This window comes from Flavobacterium aquariorum (assembly GCF_003254745.1).
Lineage (GTDB): Bacteria > Bacteroidota > Bacteroidia > Flavobacteriales > Flavobacteriaceae > Flavobacterium > Flavobacterium aquariorum.
In genome coordinates this window covers 262509-275610 of the sequence record NZ_QKXH01000008.1, presented here as the reverse complement: position 1 = coordinate 275610, position 13102 = coordinate 262509, and the positions used below count along the sequence as shown (strand labels likewise).

The window sequence follows — 13102 nt, the reverse complement described above, 5'->3', positions numbered from 1 at the left end:
GCAATTATAACGACTTAAGGTGGTTATTGCGGCGGGGCTCACCTCTTCCCATCCCGAACAGAGTAGTTAAGCCCGCCTGCGCAGATGGTACTGCAGTTATGTGGGAGAGTATGTCGCTGCCTTTTTTTATAAAGCCCTTCATCTAACGATGAGGGGTTTTTTATACCAAAATCTAATTAAAGATTGGGTACCTTAGCTCAGATGGTAGAGCAATGGACTGAAAATCCATGTGTCCCTGGTTCGATCCCTGGAGGTACCACTTTAATGCTCGGATGGTGAAATTGGTAGACACGCTGGACTTAAAATCCAGTGAACAGCAATGTTCGTGCGGGTTCAAGTCCCGCTCTGAGTACAAAAAAACTTCATTTGCTTACGCAAATGAAGTTTTTTTATTTTAGCCTGTATCACAAGGAAAACGGGATCGGGTGCAAAAGTTGGGAATTAAGCAAAAAGATTGCGTATTCTGAATAAGAAGAACTATGCGTAATTGTCTCAATTGTATGTATAATTGTCTCAATTGTATGTATAATTATCTCAAAATGAAACACATCGTTTTCGTAATGTTAAAATAGCATCTGCATCGGAAAATGCAGTTGTGCTTTGAACAAAATTATGATACTACTTTAGCAATAGAAATTATTACTAATTTAAAAGGACAGTATTATGAAAACGATTTTAAAACTTGGACTGGTGGTATTGGTGGCGATGACCACAATGAGTACCTATGCAATTGGCGGTGATTTTTTACTTAACGTAAAAAAAGGAACCGGGAAAGAAATTAGTTTTTCAGTAAATGAAATCCAAAAAGCCAATGTAACGATCTACGATAAATCCCATAATGTAATCTATTCTGAGACTGCCACCGGCAAAGGGGGTATTTTGAAAACCTACAGCCTTGAGGAGTTTCCTGACGGGGTTTATTTCCTGGAGGTGGAAACCGATCTGAAAAAAGTGACGCACGAGATTGTGATCAGCAATGAGGTTTCTACGCTATCGAGAAAATCAGTGGCCGAAGTGTACAAAGGGGATCTGAAAATGAAAAACCAAAATGTGGCCGCGGTGAATTAATTAGGTTATTTTATAAAAAAAACAGTGCTTACTTCGAAACAAAAAAACAGCTCCTCTTTGGGGCTGTTTTTTGTTTATGGGATAATAGATACTGTTTTGAAAAAGTGAATGCATAAGGGATGGGAATGGCATCTCCAGATTTAGAAAAACAAGGCTTTTGCCATAGTTTTTGTTAATCGGGAATACAATGGATAGCCCGATACGTAGGGACATGCCATAAAATAAATCGAGATTTTAACTAGAGTTTTTGTGGGATTAAAAGTTTACCATCATTATATTTTAGCTTCTAGTTTTCTATGTAAGTAATCAGAATAGTATCCGGACAAGATTAAGGCTATTACTGTGGTTAATCCAAAAAAGGGATTAATATTAATCAGAGAATCTTCAGAACTGACTACTACAAATGAACCATATCCGAGATATCCGTATATTGATGATAAAAGGGCGAACATGGAGGCCAAGATAGATACACCTCTAATTCTAAAACGAAACGTGGCCCATAATAATATTATGATGAACAGATATTGATCATTTTGATGATCATAGGCAATTAGCAAACAAACCAATACTGTTGCTAATCCTAATAAAATAGCTTCTAAAAGGGATGTTGAAATAATTTTTATGTGATGACGGTAGAACCAGGATATTAGAAAAGGAGTTATAAGTATAGTGCCAATTAAATCACCTTTCCACAGAGTTGTCCAATTGGAAATAAAGTGGTTTGGTACACTTAGTCCCCAAAACGAAATAGCTGAAACGCATAACAGAGAACATATGCCACAATATAGAACGCTGATGGCTAAAAATAATATAACTGAAGAACCTGATTTTAAGGGATATTCACTTTTGTTTATTAAATTTATTAAGTAAGTACTAATTATTACTGCGATTGCTACGCCTGTAGCTACCGATGTTGAAGCGAGTATGGTTTCGAGCAATGCTTTGTCCAGCATTTTGCAAACATCCCAAAACGAAAACATGTTTGCGATAAATGATCCAATCCAAACTCCAACTATTGCTTTTCGTCCTATAATTAACATAGCTGCAAGTGCAAATCCTACGTCGGGGAAAATTGGAGATAGATTGTCTGGGGAAATGGTTATTCTAAAGCTCAAAAATGCAAGTACATTGAAGACAAATGCAACTAAAATAATTTTAAATAAAGGGGGTTTTAAAAAGAAAGGCGTGTAATAATCGTTTGAATTTAACTTATACATAATGAATGTTTTATTTTATTGAAATTCAGAAAACTAATAGAACAAATTTAATGTTTAATTTTTAATTGTATTTTCATTACGTACCTAAATAATTGATTTTTATATCTTAATTTTTATAAAATGCACTATCCGTTTTTTGTAATAAGTATCCCTAAATTTGTCTAGGTGCACATATATGAATTAACCCAAAAAAAATAGAGACTGTATAAAACAGTCTCTATCATATTTTTATATAGAAAATGGATTTACATTGTAATAGGAAATTCAATTCCGTTTTGGATATAAGTGCCTTTATTGTCACAATCTCCATTGCCATAATTAATTGTTCCGTTTAAAATAGTACTTTCTACTTTCAGTTTTCCTTTGGATACATAGTCACACGAGAAATTTTTAACTAAAGGCTCTAAAACAGTTAAAGTTATTTTGGTACCATTCTGTTTAATAACAGTATGAGCTCCTTCTGTCATTTCGTATGTATTGTCAGTTAAGGTAAGGGTGTCAACGCCAGCAGTTTGTTTTATTGTGTAAGAGCCGGAGTTTAGATATACATCGCCTTTAGCGTCTGTGAAAACTCCATCAGTAACTGTTCTTGTCCATTGTGGTAGAGTTGTAGTCGTGTTTTTGTATACAATTTTTCCCTCTACTTTATTACCATTTACATAATAGTTTACTCTTTCAACGGTCATGGTGCTGCCTGTTTCAGTAATGTAGTTAGAAAAAGTGATTTTCAATTTTCCTTTTCTGGTGATGTTGTTTGTAGTACATCCGGTTCCAAAATCCACATAGAATGTTTTAGGAAAAGTCGTCGCTATCGGGTCCATTGTCACAGTTGCGCAAGAACTGGTTAGAGATTTTCCTGTTTTTTTAGCAGTTAATTTGTCAAATGATACTTGAGTTCCGGTTTGAATATCCAATTCGTTTACTGCATCAATAGAAGCTGATGCTACTACTGGACTATTGTCTGTAGCAGTCAAAGAGTCTTCTTTGGTACATGAAATAAATAGAAAACAAGTAAGGGTAAATGCTACTGATAAATAAAAGTTTTTCTTCATAAAAAATAATAATTTTTAGGTTAGGTTTATTTAATTTGGGTAAGCAAATTTATTATTTTATGCGAAGTATCAATCGTTGTGACTGTTAAATATTAAAATAAATGTTAATATTTTGTTTTTTTGTAGTAAAAACAATCAGTTAATGGGATTTAAAATGACTGGAAACATTTGGTAGTTCAGCCAAATCAAGTTCCAGTTCAGTGGTGCCATCATCTACAAATGCGCCTACAGTAAAGGAACTATATGTATAAAAATTAAGTTCGGCCAATTGTTTGTCTACTTTTACTAACTTTAAAGGTGGATCACCAAATGTATTATGCAAAGCAAATAATACCAGATCGCCATTTTTTAATGGATTGTTTTTGGGATTTGTAGAAACTATCTGGAGGTTTATTTTATACAATCCTTTGGTTTCTTCAATAACAGTTGCTTTCAATTCTCGTTCATTATTTATGGGGTTCGATTTCCATTGTCCTTTTTGAGGGTCATCATTATGAGTAATTAGGCCTTTATGCAGTTTCATTTTGGCTTCATCTATCATTTTATCCAAATGTAATTCTATGTTTTCCTTTCCTTTTTTGGCTTCACTAGAATTGATTAATTTTCCAGCAACAGTTTTAATGCTGGAATTAGACATTGTAGGTGTGTTTACCTTGTCAATTAATGCTTTGGTCAATTGTTCTTTTTCATGAACCAAACTTTGAAACTCGATAATCTTTTTATCTTTTTGTTTATTCTCTTCTTTTGCTTCAAGCAGTTTTTCCTTTGTAATTTCCAATTCTCTGCGGACCAAATTGTCGTCGGTATACTTGTATTTATTTGATAAAACTAATCTCATATAATTGTATCCGATGAACAAACCTAAAAAGCCGAAATAGAAAAGGATGCCAATTGTATAGATATTCAATAATTGGCCGTTATATTTTGCAGCTATCCTTATATATTCTGCAAAGGAAATGATATATCCAGGAATCTCTTTTAAATTGATCAAAATAAGACCGACAATTATTTTAGTTAACCAGTCTGAGATTCCGATTAAGCCATTGTTGAGTGCATAATCTTTTCCTGTTTTATTGCCTCGCCTAGGCATTCCAAATAAGGTGCCCAGAAAAAAAGAACTTATAAAAGCTGAAATTCCAAGTGTTAAACCTATAAAAAGAATTTTACCACTCATTTCTGTAATCGTGATGGGAAAGCCAATAACGGGAATCATTCCCAAAAAAAAACCCATGTATAATGTGAGTAAAACTGAAGTTTCAGCTTCTTTTCCTGTATTTTTTTCTTTCTCTAATTCCGTGTCGTTATTTGTCATAAGCGTAGGTTTTAATTAGGTTCTAAATCAAATCAGTTTAAATTGGTTTGCAGAGCTTCTATTTTTAATAAAGGAATGAACTCATTTCTCAAAAAGGAGAGATGTTTTTAAAGAAAGCAACGAAGACTGTTAAATTCTAAAAAGCGAAATAAATGATTCGTTTATCTCTTTAAATCTTAAAATTAAGCAAAAAAACAACAAAAAAGAACTTTAGGTGCTTATTTTAAGGGGATTAACTCAGTTGTTTGTCAAAATAGACACTAAAACACAATGATTTTTGACAATAAAAAAACCTGCAAACTTAAGCTTGCAGGTTTGTTTCTCTTTTTTTGAAAAGGAAATAAAATTATTTGATCAAATCGAAACTTCTTTTGACAAAAGCAGTCAAAGCTTCTCCTTTTAATAAGTTTTGTGATAATTTGGCCAAATCTAAAGCTTGTTTTACTAAGCTTTCTTGAGCTGATTTGTCTTTGTTGTTTAAAATGCTGGTAGCCAAATCAGAATTGGTATTAACAACCAAATTGTACATTTCTGGCATATTTCCCATTCCGAACATTCCGCCACCACCAGTTTGACTCATTTCTTTCATTCTACGCATGAATTCTGGTTGCGTGATGATAAATGGAGCTGCTTCGCTGTCTAAAGCTTCAAGTTGCACAGTGTAGGTTTGTTTTGGGACGATAGTTTCAAGAACAGTTTTTAGGCTTTCTTTTTCTTCGTCAGATAATTTGGAAATAGCTGCGTCTTCTTTCTTGATTAGATTATCAATATGATCTGAATCGACACGAACAAAATGCAATCCGCTGTTATCGCCTTCAATTTTTTGAATTAAATGCGAGATGATTGGAGAGTCCAAAAGCAATACTTCGTATCCTTTGTCTTTCGCGATTTCGATATAAGAGTGTTGTGCTTCTTTATTTCCCGCATATAAAACAACCAGTTTTCCGTCTTTATCTGTTTGCTTTTCTTTTATTTTCTCTTTTAATTCTTCAAGAGTAAAATAAGTGTCGTCAACAGTTGGGTACAATACAAAGGCTCCCGCTTTTTCGTAGAATTTATCCTCTGAAAGCATTCCGTATTCCAAAACGATTTTGATATCATTCCATTTTTTTTCGAAATCTTCTCTGTTTTCATTGAACAAAGATTTCAATTTATCGGCAACTTTACGGGTGATATAGTTGGATATTTTCTTAACCGCGCCATCAGCCTGTAATCCTGAACGAGAAACATTTAAAGGAATATCTGGAGAATCAACAACACCACGAAGCATCATCAAGAATTCAGGTACAATTCCTTCTACATTATCTGTCACGTATACTTGATTTTGGTACAATTGGATTTTGTCTTTCTGAATTTGAAGATCACCGCTTAATTTTGGGAAATATAGAATACCTGTTAAATTGAAAGGATAATCTACATTCAAATGAATATGGAATAGTGGTTCCTCAAATTGCATTGGATACATTTCATGATAGAAATCTTTGTAATCAGCATCCGATAATTCTGTTGGTTGTTTTGTCCAAGCTGGGTTTGGATTATTAACAATGTTGTCAACTTCAATTGTTTCCGGCTTGTAATCTTCTGGAGCATCTTCCGGTTTAGGAAGTGTCTGGGTTTTTGTTCCAAATTTAATTGGAATAGGCATGAACTTATTATATTTACTCAACAAGCCTGAAATTTTAAATTCTTCCAAAAACTCTAGCGAGTCATCGGCGATGTGTAAAATAATTTCAGTACCTCTAGAAGTTTTGTCAGCTGGCTCAAGAGTAAACTCAGGGCTTCCGTCACAGGTCCAGTGCGCTGCTGGTTCGTCTTTGTATGATTTGGTAATGATTTCCACTTTTTCCGCAACCATAAAAGCAGAATAGAAACCAAGTCCAAAATGACCAATAATTCCTGAATCTTTGGCAGAATCTTTGTATTTGTCCAAGAATTCCTCAGCACCAGAAAAAGCTACCTGATTGATGTATTTTTCAACTTCATCGGCAGTCATTCCCAATCCTTGGTCAATGATGTGGAGTTTTTTACCTTCTTTGTCAATTTTAATTTCAATAATCGGAGAACCATATTCAACCTTGGCTTCACCAATACTGGTAAGGTGTTTTAGTTTTAAAGTTGCATCGGTTCCGTTTGAAATCAATTCACGCAAGAAAATTTCGTGATCACTATAAAGAAACTTCTTGATTAAGGGAAAGATGTTTTCAACCGAAACATTAATTTTACCTGTTGTCATATTTTATATTTATTAATGGTTTTACAATCGGTTAAAGTAACTTTCAAATAGAGTACCAATTGTTCTGGGAGTGACAAATTGTCGTAAGTAAATTATATAAATAAAAAAATAAATTTTAATAAATTTCATATGTATCTTTGTACTTACATTAATTTAAAATTGAAAAAAATGAGAAAAATTCTTTTAATATGTACAATGGCCATTTTGGTTTTTGCATGTAAATCTGCGTCTACTGCCGCTGCTGCACCGGAGCCAGTTTCTAACGCTCCTATGACAAAATTAGACAGGACTTCTCAGGTAGCGATAAAAGGAAATTGGCAAATTACGAATGTTAGTTATCCAGGGTCTGATTATATTAAAGTAAATTCTTTTAATCTTGCTGATTCAAAATGTTTTGTAGGAAGTACTTGGAAATTTATTTCAAACAATAATAAAGGGAATATGACTTTGAACAGCCCTAGTTGTACTGCTTTTACATCTGATATCACGTGGTATGTGAATAAAGAAGGGCAGTTTGTTCTAAAGATTTTAGACGAAGGATTGAAGTCTAAAAAAGTAAAAACCGGTTTTGTTTTAGGAGTTCGAAACCAAACAGAAACTTCATTTGAATTGATTGATAAAATAAATGTAGGTAACAAACCTACTGATGTTGTTTACCAATTTCAAAAAGTTAACTAATTTATAATATATAAAATAAGATGAAAAAAATAACGATTTTAGGATTAAGTAGTTTATTGGTGTTGAGTTTTCTTTTTACGGGTTGTGATTCTGTAAAGAATGCTAATAACACACAAAAAGGAGCAGGAATAGGTGCAGTTGCGGGTGGAGTTCTTGGAGCAATTATCGGTAACAATACTAAGCTTGGAACTGCTGCTGGTGCTGCCATCGGTGCTGCTGTAGGAGGAGGAACCGGAGCTTTGATTGGTAATAGTATGGATAAGCAAGCTAGAGAAATAGACCAAGCCTTGCCTGGAGCTGATGTTGAAAGAGTTGGGGAAGGAATTCGTCTGGTTTTGAATGAAAATGCAGTTCGTTTTGATGTGAATAAATCTACTTTGACCGCTCAAGCCAAAGCGAACTTAGACAAATTAGTGCCTGTGTTTAATTCTTATGCAGATACTAATATTGAAATTTTTGGTTATACGGACAATACTGGGAAACCAGAGTATAACTTGACACTTTCTCAAAAAAGAGCCGAATCGGTAAAAATGTATTTAATCTCAAAAGGATTGGTGGCTAGCCGTTTCAAAACTTCTGGTCATGGAATTGCAGATCCAATTGCATCAAATGACACTAAAGAAGGCCAGAGCCAAAACCGTCGTGTGGAATTTGCCATTACTGCAAATGAAAAAATGATTGAAGATGCCAAAAGTAAACAATAGAGATTAATCTCATGATGTTTAAAAAAACTGCTTTATTATGAAGCAGTTTTTTTTTGGATATAAATCAATTATAAACGAATATTATATACTCCTAGAATTTACCGTAATAAAACATTCTTTTTTTCTTTATTTAACAGTAAATTCTAAGAGTATATAGTGTATTCTTTTTGCTAAAGAAACTATATTTGTTCTCTCAAATTTTAATGTTATAGAATGCTTCAAATTCAAAATATTTCATTCGGATATACCGAAAAAATCATTATTCAGAATGTGGATTTCACAGTTGCTAAAGGACAGAATATAGCTATTCTTGGAGAAAGTGGTTGTGGAAAAAGTACCCTTTTAAAACTTATTTATGGTATGTATGACCTAAATGAAGGGCACATTTTTTATAATGAAACGGAGATTCGTGGACCTAAATATAATTTGATTCCAGGAATGCCATTTATGAAATATTTGGCGCAAGATTTTGATTTGATGCCTTATGAAACGGTAGCCGAAAATGTAGGTAAGTTTCTTTCCAATGGTTTTTTGCCCTTAAAAAAACTGCGTATTCAAGAATTACTGGAAATGGTTGAAATGACCGAATTTGCCAATGTGAAAGCCAAATTATTGAGTGGAGGACAACAGCAACGTGTAGCATTGGCTAGAGTTTTGGCTTTGGAACCAGAAGTATTGTTACTGGATGAACCTTTTAGCCACATCGATAATTTTAGAAAAAATGCTTTGCGCAGAAACCTGTTCGCCTATCTGAAGAAAAAAGGAATTACCTGTTTTATTGCAACCCACGACAGTGTTGATGCACTTTCTTTCTCTGATGAAACAATAGTTTTGCATCAAGGGAGAATTATGGAAAAAGGGCCTTCGGCAGATGTCTATAATTATCCGTTGAATAAATATGTAGCGTCACTTTTTGGCGAAGTAAATGAACTGAAATTGTCACAATTAATGCCAATAGAAGGAGAAGATGAAATTATATTATTATATCCACATCAGTTAAAAGTAGATGCAAACGGATCTATGAAAGCAGTTGTAAAGCAATCTTTTTTTAAAGGTAGCCGCTATTTGATAAAGGCTGCTTTTGATAGAAAAGCCATTTTTTTTGAACATGAAACTGCTCTAGAATACAATCAAGAAGTTACCTTGAAAATTATCTAATCGCAAGATTCAAAATTACTGTTAGATTTAAAATAGTTAGACAAAACTACAGATATCTAAAAAAAGACTATATTGTGTTCTTGTTTTTTAAAAGATATTTAAATTTGCAACCTTGATTTTAATAAAATACTAAAATATGTACCATTCAAAAATAACGGGATTGGGATATTATGTCCCAGATAATGTAGTGACTAATGATGATTTGTCTAAAATCATTGACACAAATGATGAATGGATTCAAGAAAGAACAGGAATTCAGGAAAGAAGACATATCATTCGCGGAGAAGATACAACAACTTCAATGGGTGTAAAAGCTGCAAAAATTGCTATGGAGCGTTCGGGTGTTGCTGCAGAAGATATTGATTTTGTTGTTTTTGCAACATTAAGTCCGGATTACTATTTTCCAGGACCAGGGGTTTTGGTGCAACGTGATTTAGGATTGAGAACCGTTGGAGCGTTAGATGTACGTAATCAATGTTCTGGATTTGTTTATGCTATTTCGGTTGCCGATCAATATATCAAAACGGGGATGTATAAAAATATTCTTGTAATAGGATCTGAGGTTCATTCTACGGGATTGGATATGACAACACGCGGAAGAGGAGTTTCTGTAATTTTTGGAGATGGAGCAGGAGCCGCTGTTTTGAGCAGGGAAGAAGATTTGTCTAAAGGAATTCTATCAACTCATCTACATTCTGAAGGAATTCATGCCGAAGAATTGGCTTTGACAGCTCCGGGAATGGGTGCACGTTGGGTAACTGATATTATCGCTGACAATGATCCTAACGACGAAAGTTATTTTCCTTATATGAATGGGCAATTTGTATTTAAAAATGCAGTAGTTCGTTTTGCCGAGGTAATAAACGAAGGTTTGGAAGCTAATAATTTGCAGGTCTCAGATATAGATATGTTGATTCCGCATCAAGCCAATCTAAGAATTTCACAGTTTATACAAAAGAAATTTGGATTGAATGACGATCAAGTGCATAATAATATCCAAAAGTATGGAAACACAACTGCGGCTTCTATTCCAATTGCCTTGACCGAAGCTTGGGAACAAGGAAAAATAAAATCAGGCGATACGGTGGTTTTAGCTGCTTTTGGGAGTGGATTTACTTGGGCAAGTGCTATTATTAAATGGTAATATATTTTGTTGTTGGTTCTGGAAATTGATAATTGAAGTATCGAAATAAGTTCTCAATAGCAGTCTTTTTAAACATAAGAAACCCCAGAGTTGGCATTCTCTGGGGTTTCTTCTTTTTGCAACCTAATTATTAAAACTAATCTTTAAAACCCGCCACTTCCTTGGGTTTCATTTTTATCTCTTTCTTTTCTTTGAATTGCTTTGTTTTTTCCAGTTCCAAAACGATAATTAAATCCGACATAAGCAGTTTGACTTTCCCAATGGAATTCACCAGTTTGTATTTTGGGTTTTGTGGCATCAAATGCAAAATGCATACTGTCAAATAAGTCAGTTACTCTGGCAGTTATTGTTCCGCTACCTTTAAGTACCGTTAGACTCGAACCTAAATCAACTCTCCACATCGGTTTTCTTAGGAATTGCAATCCTAAATCTTCACCGCGGTACATTCCTGTCAATTGAAAGCGCAAATTTTTATTGGCTTTGAATGTGTTGCTTATACGAGAGTTAAAAGTAGTAACATCTACTTCTATATAATCCATTTCAACGTAACCTTTTGTTTTTTTGTTATATACATCAAAACTAATGTTTGCAGTATACCATTTTGTAAAATCTAGATTTCCAGAAAGTTCTACTCCAAAAGCGTTGTTATCTCCCACATTGGCATAAGATAAAATTTGTCTTTCAGAATCGTTTGGATTCTCATAAATGGTTCTTGAAATCTCGTCATTGATTTGACGGTAAAACACTCCTGATGTTATAGAACCTATTTTGGTTTTTCGGGTATAATTTAATTCAACCGAGTTGGTGAATTGCGGAGACAATTCTGGATTACCTTCCGAGTCTATCAAAGGAGTACTCCATTCACGTATTGGATTTACTTGGTCAATACTCGGTCTGTCCACACGTTTTGAAACACTAAAATTAAAGGAATCATTTTCATTTGGGGCATAATTTAAAAAACCGGATGGATACACCGTGAATAAATTATCATTAAAAGTACCATCGGCTTCATTTACTTTTTTGAATAAAGCATCGGCGTTGTATTTTTCAAAACGAGCTCCAACTTGTGCATTCCATTTTTTCCACTGTTTTGAGATAGTGGTATAGGCAGAGTAAATATTTCTTTCGTAATTGAAATTTGAATTATAAGCACCATCCAAAAGGAAGTTGTTTTTGGTGTTTTCAATTCGGGTTTCTAATCCTGCTTCTAGTTTGATGGTTTCCGTCAAAGGATTCGTGTAATCTAAATTTAGTAAAACATTTTCTCCTTTGTTGGTGATATCATTGGTTTTAGGAGTGTTGAATACACTATTTTCTGTATTATCGTTATTGCTGTAATTGCCTTCAAATTCAAGTGTATGTCCTTCTTTCTTGAATTTTTTCTTGTAATCTAAATTATAGGTTTGCGTGTAATTGTCGTTTTTAGTGTCCAATAATTGATTGATACTTGGTTCAGTAGGGGCTGAAAAATCTACATTTACTTGAGATTTTCCATTTTCATCACTGATGTTTTGAGTTGTATAGACAGAAATGGTGTTGTAGTCATTCAAATAAAAGTCGAGCCCTACTTTGGCTAAGTGCGCTGTGTTCTCGTTCGAAAAATCAAATTTTTGAGTATTCTCAATAGCTCCATTGTCATCAAATGTTTCTACTTGTCCATGATTGTGATGTTTACCAGTAGTTAAACCATAATTGGCATACATATTCACTTTCCCATTACGGTAATTCATGTCAAAAGAGGAATTCGATTTTGGAGTTTCTCCAATGGTTACGCCAGTGTTGACGCTTCCATTAAAACCTATTTTGGCATTTTTGTTTAAAACAATATTGATAATTCCACTCATTCCTTCGGGATTGTATTTGGCCGATGGGTTGGTAATTAATTCAATTTGTTTGATGGAAGTGGATGGGATTTGTTGCAATAATTGAGCAGGATCTACCGTACTAGGTTTGCCATCTACAAAAACGCGAACATTGGAGTTTCCTCTAAGGCTTACGGCATTAGTTTGAGGATCGACGCTTACAGAGGGAATATTATTCATGATTTCGGCAGCAGTTGCTCCTGCACTCAATAGATCTTTACCCACATTGATAATTTTTCGATCTGTTTTTTGTTCAATTAAAGAATGTTCTTTGACGATATCAACCGATTGGAGTTCTGTAGCTTCTTCCTCCAAAAGAATTTCTATAGTAGAGCTTTTTTTTGCCGAACTCAATTCAAAAGTGGTGGAATATTTTTTGTAACCAATGAATTCTACTTCTAAAGTGAACTTTTTCAGCTCTAAGTTTTTTATCGAAAAAGAGCCATTTTCGTCAGCGACAATTCCAGTAATAACTTTTCCGGCATCTTTTATTACTATTGAAGCAAATTGTACAGGCTGGTTTGTTTCTTTGTTTGTTACTTTTCCCGAAATAACACCGGGGTTTTCGGCTTGTGCAATTCCTATAAAACTCAATAGGAAAAGTGTGAATAATTTAAATTTCATAATTTGTTTTTTGATTGATTATTTTGATTGATGATTGCAAGTAAGACTGT

General features: G+C 33.9%; 10 protein-coding genes, 2 tRNA genes and 1 rRNA gene. 8 read left to right on the top strand and 5 right to left on the bottom strand.

The window, feature by feature from the left end:
• Window positions 1-15: 15 nt before the first annotated feature.
• From rrf to DOS84_RS14075, 4 genes are all read left to right on the top strand, one after another.
• Window positions 16-125, top strand: a 5S ribosomal RNA gene (rrf, locus tag DOS84_RS14090).
• Window positions 126-186: 61 nt separating this feature from the next.
• Window positions 187-259, top strand: a tRNA-Phe gene (locus tag DOS84_RS14085).
• 7 nt (window positions 260-266) lie between these two features.
• Window positions 267-352: transfer RNA gene (locus DOS84_RS14080), tRNA-Leu, on the top strand.
• Between the two features lie 311 nt (window positions 353-663).
• Window positions 664-1068: a T9SS type A sorting domain-containing protein gene (locus DOS84_RS14075; protein WP_111410756.1), complete on the top strand. Its 405-nt coding sequence runs from the start codon at window positions 664-666 to the stop codon at window positions 1066-1068.
• Between the two features lie 272 nt (window positions 1069-1340).
• Here DOS84_RS14075 and DOS84_RS14070 read toward each other — a convergent pair whose 3' ends face one another.
• The 4 genes from DOS84_RS14070 to htpG form a co-directional block, all read right to left on the bottom strand.
• Complete coding sequence (locus DOS84_RS14070) at window positions 1341-2285, bottom strand: MASE1 domain-containing protein (RefSeq protein WP_111410755.1); 945 nt, start codon at window positions 2283-2285, stop codon at window positions 1341-1343.
• Window positions 2286-2530: 245 nt separating this feature from the next.
• Window positions 2531-3337, bottom strand: coding sequence for a hypothetical protein (locus DOS84_RS14065; RefSeq protein ID WP_111410754.1), 807 nt, complete (start codon window positions 3335-3337; stop codon window positions 2531-2533).
• A 139-nt stretch (window positions 3338-3476) separates the two neighbouring features.
• Complete coding sequence (locus tag DOS84_RS14060) at window positions 3477-4649, bottom strand: pYEATS domain-containing protein (protein WP_111410753.1); 1173 nt, start codon at window positions 4647-4649, stop codon at window positions 3477-3479.
• A 346-nt stretch (window positions 4650-4995) separates the two neighbouring features.
• Complete coding sequence (gene htpG, locus DOS84_RS14055; RefSeq protein ID WP_111410752.1) at window positions 4996-6882, bottom strand: molecular chaperone HtpG; 1887 nt, start codon at window positions 6880-6882, stop codon at window positions 4996-4998.
• A 168-nt stretch (window positions 6883-7050) separates the two neighbouring features.
• Here htpG and DOS84_RS14050 point away from each other — a divergent pair, with 168 nt between their 5' ends.
• The 4 genes from DOS84_RS14050 to DOS84_RS14035 all read left to right on the top strand — a co-directional run bounded on the left by DOS84_RS14050 (window position 7051) and on the right by DOS84_RS14035 (window position 10566).
• Complete coding sequence (locus DOS84_RS14050) at window positions 7051-7560, top strand: lipocalin family protein (protein ID WP_111410751.1); 510 nt, start codon at window positions 7051-7053, stop codon at window positions 7558-7560.
• 20 nt (window positions 7561-7580) lie between these two features.
• Window positions 7581-8264 carry a YiaD family glycine zipper/OmpA-like lipoprotein gene (locus DOS84_RS14045; protein WP_111410750.1) on the top strand — a complete coding sequence of 228 codons (684 nt, stop codon included), beginning with the start codon at window positions 7581-7583 and terminating at the stop codon, window positions 8262-8264.
• A 213-nt stretch (window positions 8265-8477) separates the two neighbouring features.
• The gene (locus DOS84_RS14040) at window positions 8478-9422 is read left to right on the top strand and encodes an ABC transporter ATP-binding protein (protein WP_111410749.1); all 945 of its coding nucleotides are present in this window, start codon (window positions 8478-8480) and stop codon (window positions 9420-9422) included.
• A gap of 136 nt (window positions 9423-9558) precedes the next feature.
• Window positions 9559-10566 (top strand): 3-oxoacyl-ACP synthase III family protein, encoded by a 1008-nt coding sequence (locus DOS84_RS14035; RefSeq protein ID WP_111410748.1) that lies wholly within the window; start codon window positions 9559-9561, stop codon window positions 10564-10566.
• A 143-nt stretch (window positions 10567-10709) separates the two neighbouring features.
• Here the strand turns inward: DOS84_RS14035 and DOS84_RS14030 are convergent, their stop codons facing one another.
• Window positions 10710-13052 carry a TonB-dependent receptor gene (locus tag DOS84_RS14030; RefSeq protein WP_111410747.1) on the bottom strand — a complete coding sequence of 781 codons (2343 nt, stop codon included), beginning with the start codon at window positions 13050-13052 and terminating at the stop codon, window positions 10710-10712.
• Between the last annotated feature and the right edge of the window lie 50 nt (window positions 13053-13102).